Source organism: Streptomyces sp. H27-C3 (assembly GCF_030063415.1).
Taxonomy (GTDB): domain Bacteria; phylum Actinomycetota; class Actinomycetes; order Streptomycetales; family Streptomycetaceae; genus Streptomyces.
The window spans coordinates 18,511-37,868 of sequence record NZ_JASITA010000034.1 but is presented as its reverse complement, the minus strand read 5'-3'; the positions used below and the strand labels follow the sequence as shown (position 1 = coordinate 37,868).

Sequence of the window (19,358 nt, the reverse complement as noted above, 5' to 3'; positions counted from 1 at the left end):
ACCGGACTCGGCCCGACCGGGCTGACCCGGACTCTCCGCACCGGCACTGGCACCGGCCCCCGCACCTGCCCGCCCAGGCGCGACCCGGACTCCGCCGTCCAAACTCCCTGGCCGGAAGATGTCGATCCGGCGATACTCAGACGTGTGTTCATGACGATCAGCACCACAGGAACGGACCTGCGCCCCGCCACCGACCTCGGATTCCTGCTGCACAAGCATCCCGAGAAGGCGCAGGCGTACAAGACCTCCCACGGCACGGCGCACGTCTTCTACCCTGAGGCGACCGCCGAGCGGTGCACGGCCGCGCTGCTGCTGGAGGTCGATCCGGTGGCGCTGGTGCGGCGGAGCAAGGGCAAGGACCGCGGCAGCTCGCCCGACTCCGCGCTCGCGCAGTACGTCAACGACCGTCCGTACGCCGCGTCGTCACTGCTCGCCGTCGCGCTGAGCACCGTCTTCAGGACCGCCCTGCAGGGCCTGTGCAAGGCGCTTCCCGAGCGTGCGGAGTCCCCGCTGCCGCTGCGCGTCGAGCTGCCCGCGCTGCCCGCCCGGGGCGGCGCGGAGCTGGTGACGAAGCTGTTCGCGCCGCTGGGCTGGACGTCGGTGGTGGCCGAGCCGGTGCAGCTGGACAAGGAGTTCCCGCAGTGGGGCGACTCGCGGTACGTACAGCTGGTGCTGGAAGGGGAGCTGCGGCTCGCCGACGCGCTGCGTCAGCTGTATGTCCTGCTGCCGGTTCTGGACGACGCCAAGCACTACTGGGTCGCGCCCGACGAGGTCGACAAGCTGCTGCGGGCCGGTGAGGGCTGGCTGGCCGAGCACCCGGAGCAGAAGCTGATCACCAGCCGTTATCTGTCGCGCCGCTGGGGTCTGACCCGACAGGCGATGGAGCGCCTTGAGCTGGTGCGGCTGGCCGAGGCCGACGACCTCGTGGTCGAGGACGTCGACAACGCCGTCGACGAGTCGGCGGACACCGAGGACAAGCCGGTACCGCTCGCCGTGCAGCGCCGCGACGCGATCCTGGCGGCGCTGGGCGAGTCCGGGGCGTCCCGGGTTCTCGACCTGGGCTGCGGGCAGGGCCAGTTGGTGCAGGCGCTGCTGAAGGACGTGAAGTTCACCGAGATCGTCGGTGTCGATGTGTCGATGCGCGCCCTGACCGTCGCCTCCCGCCGGCTCCACCTGGACAAGCTCGGCGAGCGGCGGGCCGCACGCGTGAAGCTGATGCAGGGCTCCCTCGCGTACACCGACAAACGGCTCAAGGGGTATGACGCGGCAGTGCTCAGTGAGGTGATCGAGCACATCGACCTGCCCAGGCTGCCCGCCCTGGAGTACGCGGTGTTCGGCTCGGCGCGGCCGCGCACCGTCCTCGTGACGACGCCGAACGTCGAGTACAACGTGCGGTGGGAATCCCTGCCCGCCGGGCATGTGCGGCACGGCGACCACCGCTTCGAATGGACCCGTGAGGAGTTTCGCACGTGGGCCGCCGCAGCGGCCGAACGGCACCGCTACACCGTGGAGTTCGTCCCGGTCGGACCCGACGACCCCGAGGTGGGGCCGCCCACCCAGATGGCGGTGTTCAGCAGGACCGCCGAGCCGGAGAGCCCGAGCAGGGCCGGCACCAGGAACTCGAAGGAGGAGAAGGCAGCATGACCGGAAACAAGCGCACTCTCGCCGTGCCCGACCTCTCCCTCGTGGTGCTGATCGGCGCCACCGGATCCGGCAAGTCCACCTTTGCCAAAGCCCACTTCAGGCCCACCGAGGTCCTCTCCTCCGACTTCTGCCGCGGCCTCGTCGCCGACGACGAGAACGACCAGAGCGCGAGCGGCGACGCCTTCGACGTACTGCACTACATCGCGGGCAAGCGGCTCGCGGCCGGGCGGCTGACCGTCGTCGACGCGACCAGCGTGCAGTCCGAGAGCCGCAAAGAGCTGGTGAAGCTGGCCCGCGAGTACGACGTACTGCCCATCGCGATCGTCCTCGATGTGCCGGAGGCGGTCTGCGCCGAGCGCAACGCCACCCGCCCCGACCGGGCCGGTATGCCCCGCCATGTCATCCAGCGCCACCAGCGCGAACTGCGGCGCTCCCTGCGGGGCCTGGAGCGCGAGGGCTTCCGCAAGGTGCACATCCTGCGCGGTGTCGAGGAGATCGGGAGCGTCGAGATCTCGCTGGAGAAGCGGTTCAACGACCTGCGGCACCTCACCGGTCCCTTCGACATCGTCGGCGACATCCACGGCTGCCGCTCCGAGCTGGAGACCCTGCTCGGCAAGCTCGGTTACGTCGACGGGGCGCACCCAGACGGCCGCACGGCTGTCTTCGTCGGTGACCTCGTCGACCGCGGCCCCGACAGCCCCGGCGTGCTGCGCCTGGTGATGGGCATGGTCGCCGCCGGCAACGCGCTGTGCGTGCCCGGGAACCACGAGAACAAGCTCGGCCGTTATCTCAAGGGGCGCAACGTCCAGCACACGCACGGACTCCTCGAGACCATCGAGCAGTTGGAGAAGGAGGACGACGCCTTCAAGGAGAAGGTGCGGGAGTTCATCGACGGGCTCGTCAGCCACTACGTCCTCGACGGCGGTGAGCTGGTCGTCTGCCACGCGGGTCTGCCCGAGAAGTACCACGGCCGCACCTCGGGCCGGGTCCGCTCGCACGCTTTGTACGGCGACACGACCGGCGAGACCGACGAGTTCGGCCTGCCCGTGCGCTACCCGTGGGCCGAGGACTACCGGGGCCGCGCGGCCGTCGTCTACGGCCACACACCCGTGCCCAACACCTCGTGGATCAACAACACCATCTGCCTGGACACCGGCGCGGTGTTCGGCGGGAAGATGACCGCGCTGCGCTGGCCGGAGCGCGAGCTCGTCGACGTACCGGCCGAGCAGGTCTGGTACGAGCCGGTGAAGCCGCTCAGCACCGAGGCGCCCGGCGGTCACGACGGCCGTCCGCTGGACCTCGCCGACGTGCACGGCAGGCGCATCGTGGAGACCCGGCACATGGGGCGGGTCGCCGTCCGCGAGGAGAACGCGGCTGCGGCGCTCGAAGTGATGAGCCGTTTCGCGGTCGACCCGCGCCTCGTGCCGTATCTCCCGCCGACCATGTCGCCGACCGGGACCTCGGAGCGCGAGGGGTACCTGGAGCACCCGGCCGAGGCCTTCGCCCAGTACAGGTCGGACGCCGTCGCCAGGGTGGTGTGCGAGGAGAAGCACATGGGTTCGCGGGCGGTGGCCCTGGTCTGCCGTGACGCGGACGCGGCGCGCGAGCGCTTCGGCGTCGACGGCCCGACCGGCTCGCTGTGCACCCGTACCGGCCGCCCCTTCTTCGACAACCCCGCGGTCACCGAGGAGATCCTGGGCCGGCTGCGCGAGGCGGCCACAGCCGCCGGGCTCTGGACTGAACTGGAGACGGACTGGCTGCTGCTCGACGCCGAGCTGATGCCGTGGTCGCTCAAGGCCACCGGTCTGCTGCGGTCGCAGTACGCGGCGGTGGGCGCCGCGTCGCGCGCGGTCTTCCCCGGTGCGATCGACGCCCTCGAAGTCGCTCGGGCCCGTGGCGTCGAGGTGGACGGGCTGCTGGTCAAGCAGCGCGAGAGGGCCATCGACGCGGCCGCGTTCACCCGGGCGTACCGGCGTTACTGCTGGCCGACCGAAGGCCTGGAAGGCGTGCGCCTCGCGCCCTTCCAGATCCTGGCCGCCCAGGGCCGCAGCCTCGCAGGGCTGCCGCACGACGAGCAGCTCGCGCTGATCGACCGGATGATCGAGCACGACCAGTCGGGACTGCTGCAGACCACCCGCCGCCTGATCGTCGACACCGGCGACGAGTCCGACGTACAGGCGGGCATCGACTGGTGGCTGGAGATGACCAGCCGCGGTGGCGAGGGCATGGTGGTGAAGCCGCTCCAGGCGCTCGTGCGCGACGCGAAGAACAGGCTGGTGCAGCCGGGCATCAAGGTGCGCGGCCGGGAGTACCTGCGGATCATCTACGGTCCCGAGTACACCCGTCCGGAGAACCTGCGGCGGCTGCGCGGCCGGTCCCTCGGCCACAAGCGCTCGCTCGCGCTGCGCGAGTACGCGCTCGGCCTGGAGGCCCTGGACCGGCTGGCGGACAGCGAACCGCTGTGGCGCGTCCATGAGTCGGTCTTCGCGGTCCTCGCGCTGGAGTCGGAGCCGGTCGACCCCCGGCTCTGACGCCCGAGGGCGACCCCGGGGCCTGACCCTGGGGCGGCAGCTGCACCGGCTGCCGCCCCACGGTCCTTGCGACGAGTCGGCATTCGCCGAGTGAACGGCGGTCCGTGCGGTGAGGATGGGGGCATGGGATTCCATGTCGATTCCGAGACCGGACGGCTGCGCCGTGTCATTCTCCACCGGCCCGATCTGGAGCTGAAACGCCTCACGCCCACCAATAAGGACGCTCTGCTCTTCGACGACGTGCTGTGGGTGCGTCGGGCGAGACAGGAGCACGACGGCTTCGCCGATGTGCTGCGCGACCGCGGGGTGGAGGTGCATCTCTTCGGTGATCTGCTCTGCGAAGTGCTCCGGATCCCGGCCGCCAGGAACCTGGTGCTCGACCGGGTCTTCGACGAGAAGGAGTACGGACCGCTCGCCACCGACCACCTGCGGGAGGCGTTCGACGAACTGCCCGTGACCGATCTGGTCGAGGCGCTCGTCGGCGGCATGACCAAGCGGGAGTTCCTCGCGCGCCACCCCGAGCCGACGTCCGTCCGCTTCCACGTCATGGACCTGGACGATTTCCTGCTCGGCCCCCTCCCGAACCACCTCTTCACCCGGGACACCTCGGCCTGGATCTACGACGGGGTGTCCATCAACGCGATGCGCTGGCCGGCCAGGCAGCGCGAGACCGTCCACTTCGAGGCGATCTACAAGCACCACCCGCTCTTCAAGAGCCCCGAGGCGGGCTCCTTCCACACCTGGTCGGAGGGGCAGGTCGACTACCCGTCCACCATCGAGGGCGGCGACGTCCTGGTCATCGGCAACGGCGCCGTGCTGATCGGGATGAGCGAACGCACCACCCCGCAGGCCGTTGAGATGCTGGCCCGCGGTCTCTTCGCGGCCGGCTCCGCCACCACGATCGTGGCGCTCGACATGCCCAAGCACCGCGCGTTCATGCATCTGGATACCGTGATGACGATGGTCGACGGCGACACGTTCACCCAGTACGCCGGGCTCGGAATGCTCCGTTCGTACACGATCGAACCGGGCGCGGGTGACCGCGATCTGAAGGTCACCGACCATCCGCCCGAGCACATGCACCGCGCCATCGCCGCCGCCCTGGGCCTGAACGAGATCCGGGTGCTGACCGCCACCCAGGACGTGCACGCGGCGCAGCGCGAGCAGTGGGACGACGGCTGCAATGTGCTGGCCGTCGAGCCGGGCGTTGTCGTCGCCTACGAGCGCAACGCCACCACCAACACCCATCTGCGCAAGGAGGGCATCGAGGTCATCGAGATCCGCGGCAGCGAGCTGGGCCGTGGCAGGGGCGGCCCCCGCTGCATGAGCTGCCCCGTAGAACGAGATTCTGTATAGTGATGCGCTCCATCGTATAGACTTCCAGCCTCACTCAATCCGCGACCTCTCGCGCCCCAGGAGCAACCACCATGGCGATAGACCTCGCAGGCCGTCACTTCCTCAAGGAGCTGGACTTCACCGCCGAGGAGTTCCGTGGCCTGATCGATCTCGCCGCCGGACTCAAGGCGGCGAAGAAGGCCGGCGCGGAGGTGCGGCGGCTGCGCGGCAGGAACATCGCGCTGATCTTCGAGAAGACGTCCACCCGCACCCGCTGCTCCTTCGAGGTCGCCGCCGCGGATCAGGGGGCGTCGACGACGTATCTCGACCCCTCCGGCTCCCAGATAGGGCACAAGGAGTCGGCGAGGGACACGGCGCGGGTACTGGGTCGGATGTTCGACGGTATCGAGTACCGCGGGGACAGCCAGGCCGTCGTCGAGGAGCTGGGCGCGTACGCGGGGGTCCCCGTCTTCAACGGGCTCACCAACGACTGGCACCCCACCCAGATGCTCGCCGACATGCTCACCATGACCGAGCACTCCGACAAGCCGCTGGAGCGGATCACCTTCGCCTACCTGGGCGACGCCCGCCTCAACATGGGCAATTCGTACCTGGTCACCGGCGCGCTGCTCGGCATGGATGTACGGATCGTCGCACCCAGGGCCTACTGGCCGGCCGAAGAGGTCGTCGTGCGGGCCCGTGAGGCCGCCGAGCTGAGCGGCGCCCGGGTCACCCTCACCGAGGACCTCGCGGAAGGGGTGCTCGGCGCGGACTTCGTCAGCACCGACGTGTGGGTGTCGATGGGGGAGCCCAAGGAGGTCTGGGCCGAGCGCATCAAGGCGCTGTCGCCGTACGCCGTGACCATGGACGTGCTGCGCGCCACCGGCAACGCGGACGTGAAGTTCATGCACTGCCTGCCCGCCTTCCACGACCTGGGGACCAAGGTCGGGCGTGACATCCACGAGAAGTACGGCCTCACCGAGCTGGAAGTCACCGACGAGGTCTTCGAGTCCGCGCACTCCGTCGTCTTCGACGAGGCCGAGAACCGGATGCACACCATCAAGGCCGTGCTGGTCGCCACGATGGCAGGGGCGGAGTAACCGCCGGATCGCGGCACGGAAGCGCTATGCGCCCGATTGGGCGGACATGCGGGACGGTGGCTGGTATGTCGCCGATGAATGGGGTTCGAGCTCACACGCTCGAACCCCATTTGCTTTGAGCGTGCCAGCGCGCTGGTACGTCGAACACCTTGAGCACGTCGAAGACCTTGAGAACCTGAGAAGAGAACCACCCCACGCAGCGCATCAAGTCCCCGGACCGGCTGGTCAGCCAGGGCGGCCCGGAGCGGCAGGAAGCGTGAACCAGACCGCCTTGCCGTGCGCGGTGGGGCGGTGTCCGCAGGCGGAGCTGAGCGCACGGATGAGCAGCAGCCCGCGCCCGTGCTCCTGCCAGGGGTCGGGCGACTGGTCGGCCACCGTCCGGTCCAGATTGCCGGGAGGGGACGGGTCGCCGTCGTGCACCTCGACCTGACAACCGGCGGCGAGCAGCTCCACCACCAGCTCGATCGGCTCGTCCGGGCTGGTGTGCTCCACGGCGTTCGCGACGAGCTCGGCAGTCAACAGCTCCGCCGTGTCACTGTCCGCGGGCGCCTCGATGTCCGCGAGGGCGGTGCGTATCAGGGCGCGCGCTATCGGCACGGCGGCCGCGGTGTGCGGCAGGGCGATGCGCCAACAGGCGGGCCCGGCGGATTCGAGCAAAGTGGGACGCCCCTTTCGGGGAGTGAGAGGTCGTGCTTTCAACGATACGAAAGTGTCATGCGATACAGGTAGAGCCGCTGGGCCGCAGGGGGTGGGGCCTCCGACATACCGCGAACGGGACCTTTCGCCATGATGCGCATCGGATATCGCGCACTCGTGACGGCAGTCACGGACAGGTGATAACTTCGCAGGGCGGGTATCAGTCCCCAGGTTGAAGGAGGCCACAGCCCATGAGCCCCTTTCCCAGCTCAGCGTCGCGCACGGAGCAGTGGCACCATCTGCGGCTGACCGTCGATGACGGGGTCGCCACTGTCACTCTTGCCCGGCCCGAGAAACTCAACGCGCTGACCTTCGGTGCGTACGCCGATCTGCGCGATCTCCTGGCCGAGCTGGCCCGTGAGCGCACGGTACGCGCACTGGTACTGGGTGGAGAAGGCCGGGGTTTTTGCTCCGGCGGCGACGTCGACGAGATCATCGGCGCCACCCTCGCCATGGACACCGCTCAGCTTCTCGATTTCAACCGGATGACCGGGCAGGTCGTGCGGGCTCTGCGCGAGTGCCCCTTCCCCGTGATCGCCGCCGTGCACGGGGTGGCCGCGGGCGCGGGCGCCGTCCTCGCCCTCGCCGCCGACTTCCGGATCGCGGACCCGTCGGCCCGTTTCGCCTTCCTCTTCACCAAGGTCGGCCTGTCGGGCGGCGACATGGGGGCCGCGTATCTGCTGCCCCGCGTCGTCGGGCTCGGGCACGCGACCCGACTGCTGATGCTCGGCGACGCGGTGCGCGCTCCCGAGGCGGAGCGGATCGGCCTGATCAGCGAGATGACGGACGAGGGGCAGGCGGACCTTCGCGCGGCCGAGCTGGCACGGCGCCTCGCGGACGGCCCGGCCCTGGCCTACGCGCAGACCAAGGCACTGCTCACCGCGGAGCTCGACATGCCGCTCGCCGCCGCGGTCGAGATGGACGCCGCGACACAGGCGCTGCTGATGAACGGCGAGGACTACGCCGAATTCCACGCGGCGTTCACCGAGAAGCGACCGCCGAAGTGGCAGGGGCGCTAGCGATGCCGGGGCGTACGGCCGCGGCCCGGGCGGGCGCCGGTGGCGGGGCTGCGGCAGGGCGCACAGCAGGGGGCGGCGACGCGGCTGCGACCGGCGCGGGGCCTGCGGCCGGCCCCGCGCGGGAGGTCACTGCCGCGCCCGGGTCTGCGACCGGTCCCGCACCCGAGGTCGCCGCGCGGACCGCACCCGGGTCTGCGACCGGCCCCGCACCCAGCGCCACCGCCGGGCCCGAACCCGGGCCCGAACCCGGGCCCGAACCCGGGCCCGCACCCGGCACCGCCTCCCCGGCCACCGCCGGGCCCACACCCAGCGCCGCACCCGGGCCCGCTGCCGCACCCAGCCCCGCCCCCGCAGCGAGTTCCGCGAAAGCGGTCACCGGCGGTCGCGCCATGCGCGTCGCCGTGATCGGTGGCGGGCCCGGTGGGCTGTACGCGGCGGCCCTCCTCAAGCGGCTCGACCCCGCGCGCTCCGTCACCGTCTGGGAGCGGGGCGACCCAGACGACACCTTCGGCTTCGGCGTCGTCCTCTCCGACGAGACCCTCGGTGGCATCCAGCACGCCGACCCGGTCGTCTACCAGGCGCTCCAGGCCGAGTTCGTCCGATGGGACGACATCGACGTCGTCCACCGCGGCCACCGGCTGACCTCCGGCGGCCACGGCTTCGCCGCCCTCGGGCGCCGCAGGCTCCTGGAGATCCTGTACGAGCGCTGCCGCTCGCTCGGCGTCACCCTGCGCTTCCGCGAGGAGGCGCCGCCCGCTGCCGAACTCTCCACGGCGTACGACCTGGTGATCGCCGCGGACGGCGTGCACAGCCTCACGCGGGCGGCGCACACCGACGTCTTCGCGCCCCGCATCACCACCCACCGCTGCCGCTACATCTGGCTCGCCGCCGACTTCGCCTTCGACGCCTTCCGCTTCGAGATCGCCGAGACCGAGCACGGCGTGATGCAACTGCACGGCTACCCGTACGCGCAGGACGCCTCCACCGTCATCGTCGAGATGCGTGAGGAGGTCTGGCGGGCGGCCGGGCTCGACCGGTGCGACGAGGCCGAATCCACCGAGCGGTGTGCCAAGACCTTCGCAGACGCGCTCGGCGGCCGGTCGCTGCGCGGCAACAAGTCCTCGTGGATCCCCTTCCGCACCGTCGTCAACGACCGGTGGTCGCACGGAAATACGGTGCTCATCGGCGACGCCGCGCACACCGCGCACTTCTCCATCGGATCCGGCACCAAGCTCGCCGTCGAGGACGCCCTCGCCCTGGCCGCCTGCATCGAGGAGCAGCCCGACCGGGCGGCGGCCCTCGCCGCGTACGAGACCGAGCGACGCCCCGTCGTCGAGTCGACGCAGCGCGCGGCAGCCGCCAGCCTGCGGTGGTTCGAGGAGGTGGGCACGTATCTCGACCAGCCCCCGCGCCAGTTCGCCTTCAATCTCCTCACCCGCAGCCGCCGCGTCACTCATGACAATCTGCGGTTGCGCGACGCCGGTTTCACCCGGGACGTGGAGGACGGCTTCGGCTGCCCGCCGGGCACACCGCCGATGTTCACCCCCTTCCGGCTGCGCGGCCTGACCCTGCGCAACCGCGTCGTCGTCTCGCCCATGGACATGTACAAGGCGGAGGACGGCGTCCCCGGCGACTTCCACCTCGTCCACCTCGGCTCGCGGGCCCTCGGGGGAGCGGGCCTGGTCATGACCGAGATGGTGTGCGTGAGCCCCGAGGGCCGCATCACCCCCGGCTGCACCGGCCTCTACACCCCCGAACAGGCCGCCTCCTGGCGCCGGATCACCGACTTCGTGCACGAGCAGTCGCCCGGCACGGCGGTCGGCGTCCAGCTGGGCCACTCGGGCCGCAAGGGCTCGACCCGGCTGATGTGGGACGGCATCGACCAGCCGCTGCCGGACGGCAACTGGCCCCTGTCCGCCGCCTCCCCGCTCCCGTACCGCGCGGGCGTCAACCAGGTCCCGCACCAGCTCGACCGGGCCGGACTCACCGACATCCGCGAACAGTTCGCCTCGGCGACCCGGCGCGCCGCGCACTGCGGCTTCGATCTCCTCGAACTCCACTGCGCGCACGGCTATTTGCTCTCCGGCTTCCTTTCCCCTCTCGCCAATCAACGGACCGACGCCTACGGCGGTTCCCTCGACCGACGGCTGCGCTTTCCCCTCGAAGTCTTCGACGCGGTGCGTGACAGCTGGCCCGAAGACCGGCCGATGACGGTCCGGATCTCCGCCACGGACTGGGCGGACGGCGGCACGACGGCCGAGGACGCGGTCGAGATCGCCCGCGCCTTCGTCGCGCACGGGGCCGACGCCATCGACGTCTCGACCGGCCAGGTCGTCTCCGAGGAGGCGCCCGAGTACGGCCGCTCGTACCAGACCCCGTACGCGGACCGGATACGCAACGAGCTGGGCGCCCCGGTCCTCACCGTCGGCGCGATCTCCTCGTGGGACGACGTCAACTCCCTGCTGCTCGCCGGCCGCGCGGACCTGTGCGCGCTGGCCCGCCCGCACCTGTACGATCCGCACTGGACGCTGCACGCGGCGGCCGAGCAGGACTACGTGGGCCCCGGCGCGCCATGGCCCCTCGCGTACCGGGCAGGCAGCCGCAAGCCCCCGACGGGCCGCACGGACGGGCCGAAGCCACGGCTCAGCCTGACGTGACCTCCGTGCCCCGGATGCGGGCACGACGGGTGCCCGAATCCGGCTCAGGCCTCGTCCCGTACGAACTCCGCCCCCGCGTCCCGCAGCCGCGCGTGCAGCGCCGCGAAGACCTCCGCCGACCGGACACCGGGCCAGTCCTCCGGCAGGAGTTCCGCGGGCAGGCCCGGATCCGCGTACGGCAGGCGGCGCCAGGAGTCCAGGGCCGGTAGGTAGTCCCGGTACGCGTCCTCCGGCGACGCGGAGGGCGTCGATGACGCGCCACGCGCCGCGGTCCAGGCCCGCAGCACCGGCTCGTGCCGGTCCAGGAACTCCTCGTGCTGCTTCGCGATGGCCGCCAGGTCCCACCAGCGTGCCACTGCCTCGGCCGTCGCGGCGAAGCCGAGGTGTTCCCCGCGGAACAGGTCCACGTAGGGCGCGAGTTGGAGGCGTTCCAGGGTGTGGCGCGTCTCCTCGTACAGGCGCGCCGGGGCGATCCACACGCCCGGCGCGGCCGTGCCGAAACCGAGACGGGCCAGCCGGGAGCGCAGCAGGTGGCGCTTGCTGCGCTCGGCCTCAGGTACTGAGAAGACGGCCAGCACCCAGCCGTCGGACAGCCGTGGCATCGGGTGCTCGTAGATGCGGCGGTCCCCGTCGTCCAGCAGTTGGCGTGCGTCCTCGGACAGGGCGTAGCCGGCCGCTCCGCGCGTGGTACGCGCGGCGACGAGCAGACCGCGGCGCTTGAGGCGGGAGACCGATGAGCGCACGGACGGCGCGTCGACGCCCACTGCGGCCAGCAGCCGGACGAGCGAGGCCACGGGCATCGGCTCGCCGCCCCCGCCCGAGGAGCGGCCGTACGCACCGTAGAGGGTGACGATCAGGGAGCGGGGAGTGTGCTGGTCGGCCACGCGGTCACTCTACGGCCCGGAGCCGGAAGCGCTGGAGCTTGCCGGTCGGGGTGCGCGGGAGGGCGTCCAGGAAGACGATCTCGCGCGGGCATTTGTACGGTGCGAGCTCGGCCTTGGCGAAGTCGCGCAGCAGCGCCACCGTGGACTCGTCGCGCGGGACGCCTTCGCGCAGGACGGCGTACGCGACGACGATCTGGCCGCGCAGTTCGTCGGCCCGTGCGACGACCGCGGCCTCCACGACATCGGGGTGGCGCAGCAGCGCGTCCTCGACCTCGGGGCCCGCGATGTTGTACCCGGCAGAAATGATCATGTCGTCCGCGCGGGCGACATAGCGGAAGTAGCCTTCGGCGTCGCGCACATAGGTGTCGCCGGTGAGATTCCAGCCGTCCTTCACATAGTCGCGCTGACGCTCGTCCGCGAGATACCGGCAGCCCACGGGTCCGCGCACCGCCAGCAGCCCCGGCTCGCCGTCGCCCACCGGCCGACCTGCGGCGTCCACCACGCGCGCGTGCCACCCCAGTACGGGGACCCCGGTCGTGCCCGGCCTGATCGCCTCGTCCGCCGCCGAGATGAAGATGTGCAGCAGCTCGGTCGCGCCGATGCCGTTGATGATGCGCACCCCGGTGCGCTCGTACCAGGCCTGCCAGGTCGCGGCGGGCAGGTTCTCACCGGCCGAGACGCAGCGGCGCAGTGCGCCCAGATCGTAGGCGTCCAGGTCGTCGAGCATCGCCCGGTACGCGGTGGGCGCGGTGAACAGCACCGAGACCCGGTGCCGGTCGAGTGCGGGCAGCAGCTGCTTGGGGCCCGCCTGTTCGAGCAGCAACGCGGAGGCACCCGCCCGCATCGGGAAGATCACCAGCCCGCCGAGGCCGAAGGTGAAGCCGAGCGGCGGGCTGCCCGTGAAGATGTCGTCGGGCTCCGGCTTGAGCACATGGCGCGAGAAGGTGTCGGCGATGGCCAGCACGTCCCGGTGGAAGTGCATGCAGCCCTTGGGGCGTCCGGTCGTCCCCGAGGTGAAGGCGATCAGCGCGACATCGTCGGCGGACGTCTCGACGGCCGTGTACCGCGCGGGCTTGACGGCCGCCAGCCGCACCAGATCGTCGGGCGCGTCACCGCCGTACGTCGTGATGCGCAGCCCGGGGACCTCCGCCTTCACCAGATCGTCGACGGACCGCACGTCGCACAGGGCGTGCCCGACCCGGGCGATCTCGCAGATCGTCGCCAGCTCGGCCGACCGCTGCTGGGCCAGCACCGTCACCGCGACGGCGCCCGCCTTCATCACCGCGAGCCAGCAGGCCGCCAGCCAGGGCGTGGTGGGGCCGCGCAGCAGGACGCGGTTGCCGGGTACAACGCCGAGATCGCCGGTCAGGACGTGGGCGATCCGGTCGACCTGGTCGTGGAGCTCGCCGTACGTCCACACCTCACCGCCGGCCGTCCTGAAGACGGGCCGCTCGGCGCCGAAGCGCTCTACGGTGCGGTCGAGCAGCTCGGCCCCGCAGTTGAGCCGGTCCGGGTAGCGCGGGCCGGGTGCCCCGGGTGAGTCCGGTGAATCGAAGACAAGTTCCGGCCACTGGTGGGTGGGCGGCAGTTGGTCGCGCGGAAAGGTATCGACGTGCGCTGAGGTATTCAGCTCCATGACGGGATCGCCCCCTTGTCGCCTCTGGAGCGTATCGTTTGGGTGACGACAGTCAACGGTCCGCGATAAAAGTGAGGTGCCGCTCCATGCCGGGATTCGCGCTCGAACCTGAACAGCAGGGGTGGTGCGAGGAGCTGCGCGCGCTGGCCACCGACCGGCTGCGCCCCCTCGCGGAGAAGGGAGAACCGGGCCGGATCAACCGCCCTCTGGTCGCAGCGCTTGGCGCGTCGGGGCTCCTGGAGCGACTGTTCACCTCCGGTGCCCTCGACCTCTGCCTGATGCGTGAGTCGCTCGCCCGATCCTGCACGGAGGCCGAGACAGCCCTTGCCCTGCAAGGGCTCGGAGCCTCGCCCGTCGCCCGGTTCGGAACCGCGGAGCAGCGTGCGCGCTGGCTGCCGGAAGTGATCGCGGGCCGGGCGGTCGCCGCCTTCGCGCTGAGCGAGCCCGGCGCGGGTTCGGACGCCGCGGCCCTCTCGCTCACGACCGTACCGGAGGGGGACGGGTGGCGCCTGTCCGGTGAGAAGTGCTGGATTTCCAACGCGCCGTACGCCGATTTCTACACCGTGTTCGCACGTACGACCGAGGGGGCCGGAGCCCGCGGAGTCACCGCGTTCCTCGTCCCCGCCGACCGGCCGGGACTGACCGGGACCCCGCTCGACATGCTCTCGCCGCACCCCATCGGCGCCCTCGCCTTCGACGCCGTCTCCGTGACTCCCGCCGATGTGATCGGCGAGGTGGACCGGGGTTTCCGCGTAGCCATGGACACGCTCAATCTCTTCCGCCCCAGCGTCGGCGCCTTCGCCGTCGGCATGGCCCAGGCCGCACTCGACGCGACCATCGCGCACACGGCCGGGCGCACCGCGTTCGGCGGCCCCCTGAAGGACCTCCAGTCCGTCGCCCACCAGGTCGCCGAGATGGCCACCCGCACGGAGGCCGCGCGGCTCCTGGTGTACGCCGCCGCCTCGGCCTACGACGCGGGCGCGCCCGGCGTCCCCAAGCGCGCCGCCATGGCCAAGCTGTTCGCCACCGAGACCGCCCAGTACGTCGTCGACGCCGCGGTCCAGCTGCACGGGGCCCGCGCGCTGGAGCGCGGCCACCTCCTCGAACACCTCTACCGTGAGGTCCGCGCTCCGCGCATCTACGAAGGCGCCACCGAGGTCCAGCGCACGATCATCGCGAAGGAGCTTTACCGATGACCCTGCACCGCATCAACCCGGCCGAACTCTCCCCGCCGACCGGCTTCTCCCACGCGGTCACCGCCACCGGCTCCCGACTGGTCTTCCTGGCCGGGCAGACGGCACTCGACCAGAACGGCAAGGTGGTCGGCGCCGGGCTCCCCGAGCAGTTCGAGACGGCCCTCGCCAATCTCCTGACGGCCCTGCACGCCGCCGGGGGCGCCCCCGCCGACCTGGCCAGGGTCACCGTGTACGCCACCGATGTCGCCGACTACCGGACCCACGCCGCCGAACTGGGCCGGATCTGGCGGCGGTTGGCGGGCCGCGACTATCCGGCGATGGCCGTGATCGGGGCGGCCAGGCTGTGGGACGAGCAGGCCCTGGTAGAGCTGGACGGAGTGGCCGTACTGCCCTGAGTGCCCGGCTCGGAGCACCGGGCCTTTCACGACCGGCTGGGTGCACCCCGGCCCCGAGCGCCGGGCGCCGCACACCGGGCCCGATTGCCCGGACCGGGCCCGTCCGCGCGATCTCCGTGGCAGGGTGTGCGCAACCGACGTACCGGACCTGGACAGGAGCATCCATGCCCGAGATCGAACTCTCCGCAGGGACCGTCGAGTACGAGGACACCGGCGGCGACGGCCCCGTCGTCGTTCTGCTGCACGGCCTGGTGCACGACCGGACGGTGTGGCGCAAAGTCGTCGCGGACCTGCGCGCCGATCACCGCTGCGTCGCCCCGACCCTCCCGTACGGATCGCATCGAACGCCGATGCGTCCCGACGTACCGCTCGGCCCCGACTCCGTGGTGGAGCTGATCGTCGAGTTCATGGAGCGGCTCGGCCTCACCGACGTCACGCTCGTCGAGAACGACTGCGGGCGCGCCCAGACTGTTGCCGCCAAGCATTCCGAGCGGCTGGCCCGCCTTGTGCTCACCTCCTGCGAGGCCTTCGACAACTACCCTCCCGGCGTGCCCGGCAAGCTCATCGGGCTTGCCTGCAAGGTGCCGGGCGGCGTCGCGCTCCTCGTCCGAACGCTCGCCCTGCGCCCGCTGCGCCGCCTGCCCGTGGGCCTGGGCGCCCTCGTCAAGCGGCCCGTGCCGGACGAGATCGTCGACGGCTGGCTGAAGCCGCTCCTCACCGACAAGGCGATCCGCGGCGACTTCCGCCGCTACAACAGGGCCGTGCGCAAGACGGAGTTGCTCGAAGCGGTGGACGGGATGAGGAAGTTCGACAAGCCGGCGCTGGTGGTGTGGGCGCTGGAGGACCGGATGATGCCACGGGCGCATGGGCGGCGGCTGGCGGACGTACTGCCGCAGGGGAGGCTGCTCGAGGTCGAGGACAGTTGCACGCTGATCGCGGAGGACCAGCCGAAGGTACTGTCCACGGCTCTGCGGGAGTTCATCGCCGAGCGGGGATGAGCGGGCCCTCCGGGCAGCCCTTCCCCGGCCCGCTCCCGGAGCCGGGGTGGGGAAGCGGGCCGGCTTCCGCCCTACCCCCGCCCCCTACTTCTCGCCCGCCACCTTGCCGAAGGTCAGACCCGTGCCTGCCAGGTCCGCCCTGATGCCTTCGCTCTCCACCGAGATGTCCCGCAGTCGGAGATCGCCCGGTGTCTTCGGCAGCCGGAAGGACAGCGAGAGCTGCTCGGAGAGTTCCGGCGGTCGCAGGCTCAGCAGCGCCGCGACCAGCTTGGGGTCGATGCCGACCTTCTTCAGCAGCCAGGGGTTGTCGATGACCACATCGACGAGGTTGACCTTCATCAGCTGCTCGACGAAGCGCGGTGAGCCGGTGAGCCTGCTCAGCTCCTTCTCGCTGCGCAACGCCTGATCGACCCGCGCTTTGGGCAGGCCGAGCCGGTCCACGACCGCGGGCACCGTCAGCATCGCCTTGATGCGCGCGCCCTCGCGGCTGATCCGCTCGGCCGCCTCGGGATGCAGGCGCAGGCCCGAGGACTTGGGGTCCTTTCCCGGCCGGTAGGTGACGAGCCCGGGGATGTCGAGCTGCATGTGGTCGACCGTGGTGGAGACCGCCTGGTCGCCGTCGCGCCGCACATGGGCCTCGGCCTCGATGCGCACCTCGTGCCCCGCGACGGGCAGCGAACCGTCCACCCGCACCCGGTTGGCGCCGTCCTTCGTGAACTTGGCCTGCGAGGACCCCAGTTCACGGTTCAGGTCGTCGAAGGACAGCAGTACGTCGCCGTCCACGCTGCCGATGACCGCGCCCTCGATCGAGGACGGGAGGCTGCCGACGATGCTGATGTCCTTGGCGGTGGCCCGTACTTCCGCGAGCGAGACCCGGTCGGCGGCCACGTCGGGGACCGCGACGTCGACCTTGTCGAGCCGCTTGTCCAGGACCTGGGTGAGGAAGGGGAAGCCGTGGATGTTGACTTCGGGCGCGGTCGCGAGCCCGAGCGATTCCTGGAGCTTGTCCTCGGCCTTGCCCTGCGCGTACATCACGGCGAACCGGTCGGAGAGGAGCAGGAACGAGACCACGACCAGGCCGGTGAGGGCCAGTTTGAGCGCGACGGGGACGGCCGCGAGCCGGCTCTTGCCGCGGTGGTTGGGCGGGGCCCAGGCCTCGTCCTCGTCGTCCGGGGCGAGCCCCAGGCCGAGCGGGTCGTCGTAGCTGTCGCTCCCGCTCTGCTTCCTGGTGTGTTCGCTGCCGTGCTCCTGGTGGTCGTCGGCGGGGTCCGGCTCCGGTGGGGCCAGCTGCGCGAGCTCGTCGTAGGGATTGGGCGGGTGTCCGGCTATGCGTGTGGGGGGTCGCATCGGCTCATCCCACCACGCGTGCCTCCCTCGAACGCAAACTCGATTTCTGTTACCTCCGGTTTTGGTCAGGTTTATGGCCAGGAAAGGGCCTGTTCACGCTCCCGTTATCGTGGCTTTGCTCGATCAGTTGATCAAGCGATGGCGTTCGTGATCCCCGCGTCGGAAGGCACCCGATGAGCAGCGCGTGGCTCGACCGACCGACTCTGACCGGCCGTTGTGTGCGTCTTGAGCCGTTGGCGTCGAGCATGCGGAGGGGCTCTCTGAGGCCAAGCTGCTGCTGATGGGGCGCGCGTTCCAGGAGCTGGGCGCGCTGCGGGTCGCCTGGCACACCGATCTGCTCAACGAGCGTGCGCAGCTCGCCATCGAGGGGGGCGAGTCACCCCCTAAATGTCCCGGAAGATCTCGATCTGCGCACCGATTGAGTTGAGGCGCTCGGCCAGGTCCTCGTAACCGCGGTTGATGACATACACGTTGCGCAGTACGGACGTGCCCTCCGCCGCCATCATCGCGAGCAGCACGACCACGGCCGGCCGCAGCGCGGGCGGGCACATCATCTCGGCGGCGCGCCAGCGCGTCGGGCCCTCGACCAGGACGCGGTGCGGATCGAGCAGCTGGAGGCGCGCACCGAGGCGGTTGAGGTCCGTCAGATAGATCGCGCGGTTGTCGTAGACCCAGTCGTGGATGAGGGTCTTGCCCTGGGCGACGGCCGCGATGGCGGCGAAGAACGGCACATTGTCGATGTTGAGCCCGGGGAACGGCATCGGGTGGATCTTGTCGATCGGCGCCTCCAGCTTGGAGGGCCGGACGGTGAGGTCCACCAGCCGCGTACGGCCGTTGTCGGCGGTGTACTCGGTGGAGCGGTCGTGGTCGAGACCCATCTCCTCCAGCACCGCGAGCTCGATCTCCAGAAACTCGATCGGCACCCGACGGATGGTCAGCTCGGACTCCGTGACCACGGCCGCCGCGAGCAGGCTCATCGCCTCGACCGGGTCCTCGGAGGGCGAGTAGTCCACGTCCACGTCGATGTTCGGCACGCCGTGCACGGTCAGGGTGGTCGTCCCGACCCCGTCGACCCGCACGCCCAGCGCCGCCAGGAAGAAGCACAAGTCCTGGACCATGTAGTTCGACGAGGCGTTGCGGATCACGGTCGTGCCCTCGTAGCGGGAGGCCGCGAGCAGCGCGTTCTCGGTCACCGTGTCGCCGCGCTCGGTCAGCACGATCGGGCGGTCCGGCCCCGTGGAGCGCTCCACCACCGCGTGGTAGATGCCCTCGGTCGCGGTGATCTCCAGGCCGAAGCGGCGCAGCGCGATCATGTGCGGCTCGACGGTCCGGGTGCCGAGGTCGCAGCCGCCCGCGTAGGGCAGCGTGAAACGCTCCATCCGGTGCAGCAGCGGACCGAGGAACATGATGATGCTCCGCGTCCTGCGCGCCGCCTCCTCGTCGATGGCCGCCATGTCGAGATGGGCCGGCGGGATGATCTCCAGATCCTTCCCGTCGTTGATCCAGCGGGCCCGGACGCCGATGGAACTCAGCACCTCCAGGAGGCGGTAGACCTCCTCGATGCGCGCCACCCGGCGGAGGACCGTGCGCCCCTTGTTGAGCAGCGAGGCGCAGAGCAGCGCCACGCAGGCGTTCTTGCTCGTCTTGACGTCGATGGAGCCCGAGAGGCGGCGTCCGCCCACTACACGAAGATGCATGGGACCTGAGTACCCGAGTGAGACGATTTCACTGTCGAGTGCCTCGCCGATACGCGCGATCATCTCAAGGCTGATGTTCTGGTTTCCGCGTTCGATGCGGTTCACGGCACTCTGGCTGGTGCCGAGCGCATCGGCAAGCTGGGTCTGTGTCCAGCCCCGGTGCTGACGGGCGTCACGGATGAGCTTGCCGATGCGTACGAGGTAGTCGTCTGCCATAGCGGCA

The 19,358-nt window shown here is 70.7% G+C and carries 14 protein-coding genes; 9 read left to right on the top strand and 5 right to left on the bottom strand.

Going from position 1 to position 19,358, the window contains the following annotated elements:
* The first annotated feature begins 144 nt into the window (after positions 1-144).
* The 4 genes from QMK30_RS28315 to argF all read left to right on the top strand — a co-directional run bounded on the left by QMK30_RS28315 (position 145) and on the right by argF (position 6,610).
* Positions 145-1,644 carry a 3' terminal RNA ribose 2'-O-methyltransferase Hen1 gene (locus tag QMK30_RS28315; protein ID WP_283521172.1) on the top strand — a complete coding sequence of 500 codons (1,500 nt, stop codon included), beginning with the start codon at positions 145-147 and terminating at the stop codon, positions 1,642-1,644.
* On the top strand, positions 1,641-4,175 hold the full coding sequence (locus QMK30_RS28310) for a polynucleotide kinase-phosphatase (RefSeq protein WP_283521171.1): 2,535 nt from the start codon (positions 1,641-1,643) through the stop codon (positions 4,173-4,175). Before QMK30_RS28315 ends, QMK30_RS28310 begins: the two co-directional genes overlap by 4 nt.
* 123 nt (positions 4,176-4,298) lie before the next feature.
* A complete protein-coding gene (locus tag QMK30_RS28305) occupies positions 4,299-5,531 on the top strand; it encodes an arginine deiminase (protein WP_283521170.1) in 1,233 nt (410 codons plus the stop codon).
* Between the two features lie 71 nt (positions 5,532-5,602).
* The gene (gene argF / locus QMK30_RS28300) at positions 5,603-6,610 is read left to right on the top strand and encodes an ornithine carbamoyltransferase (protein ID WP_283521169.1); all 1,008 of its coding nucleotides are present in this window, start codon (positions 5,603-5,605) and stop codon (positions 6,608-6,610) included.
* A 225-nt stretch (positions 6,611-6,835) separates the two neighbouring features.
* Here the strand turns inward: argF and QMK30_RS28295 are convergent, their stop codons facing one another.
* Complete coding sequence (locus tag QMK30_RS28295; protein WP_283521168.1) at positions 6,836-7,267, bottom strand: ATP-binding protein; 432 nt, start codon at positions 7,265-7,267, stop codon at positions 6,836-6,838.
* Positions 7,268-7,497: 230 nt separating this feature from the next.
* Here QMK30_RS28295 and QMK30_RS28290 point away from each other — a divergent pair, with 230 nt between their 5' ends.
* Positions 7,498-8,325: an enoyl-CoA hydratase family protein gene (locus QMK30_RS28290; protein WP_283521167.1), complete on the top strand. Its 828-nt coding sequence runs from the start codon at positions 7,498-7,500 to the stop codon at positions 8,323-8,325.
* A 389-nt stretch (positions 8,326-8,714) separates the two neighbouring features.
* A complete protein-coding gene (locus QMK30_RS28285; RefSeq protein WP_283521166.1) occupies positions 8,715-10,982 on the top strand; it encodes a bifunctional salicylyl-CoA 5-hydroxylase/oxidoreductase in 2,268 nt (755 codons plus the stop codon).
* A gap of 44 nt (positions 10,983-11,026) precedes the next feature.
* Here QMK30_RS28285 and QMK30_RS28280 read toward each other — a convergent pair whose 3' ends face one another.
* Both QMK30_RS28280 and QMK30_RS28275 read right to left on the bottom strand, forming a co-directional pair.
* Positions 11,027-11,866, bottom strand: a complete 840-nt coding sequence (locus QMK30_RS28280) for a PaaX family transcriptional regulator (RefSeq protein WP_283521165.1) — start codon at positions 11,864-11,866, stop codon at positions 11,027-11,029.
* A gap of 4 nt (positions 11,867-11,870) precedes the next feature.
* A complete protein-coding gene (locus QMK30_RS28275; protein WP_283521164.1) occupies positions 11,871-13,502 on the bottom strand; it encodes an AMP-binding protein in 1,632 nt (543 codons plus the stop codon).
* Positions 13,503-13,588: 86 nt separating this feature from the next.
* Here QMK30_RS28275 and QMK30_RS28270 point away from each other — a divergent pair, with 86 nt between their 5' ends.
* From QMK30_RS28270 to QMK30_RS28260, 3 genes are all read left to right on the top strand, one after another.
* Complete coding sequence (locus tag QMK30_RS28270; protein WP_283521163.1) at positions 13,589-14,698, top strand: acyl-CoA dehydrogenase family protein; 1,110 nt, start codon at positions 13,589-13,591, stop codon at positions 14,696-14,698.
* Positions 14,695-15,093 (top strand): RidA family protein, encoded by a 399-nt coding sequence (locus tag QMK30_RS28265; protein WP_283521162.1) that lies wholly within the window; start codon positions 14,695-14,697, stop codon positions 15,091-15,093. The genes QMK30_RS28270 and QMK30_RS28265 overlap by 4 nt, the downstream gene beginning before the upstream one ends.
* 164 nt (positions 15,094-15,257) lie before the next feature.
* The gene (locus QMK30_RS28260) at positions 15,258-16,091 is read left to right on the top strand and encodes an alpha/beta fold hydrolase (protein ID WP_283521161.1); all 834 of its coding nucleotides are present in this window, start codon (positions 15,258-15,260) and stop codon (positions 16,089-16,091) included.
* A gap of 84 nt (positions 16,092-16,175) precedes the next feature.
* Here the strand turns inward: QMK30_RS28260 and QMK30_RS28255 are convergent, their stop codons facing one another.
* A complete protein-coding gene (locus tag QMK30_RS28255) occupies positions 16,176-17,438 on the bottom strand; it encodes an LmeA family phospholipid-binding protein (protein WP_283521160.1) in 1,263 nt (420 codons plus the stop codon).
* A 383-nt stretch (positions 17,439-17,821) separates the two neighbouring features.
* The gene (locus QMK30_RS28250) at positions 17,822-19,351 is read right to left on the bottom strand and encodes a helix-turn-helix domain-containing protein (protein WP_283521159.1); all 1,530 of its coding nucleotides are present in this window, start codon (positions 19,349-19,351) and stop codon (positions 17,822-17,824) included.
* Between the last annotated feature and the right edge of the window lie 7 nt (positions 19,352-19,358).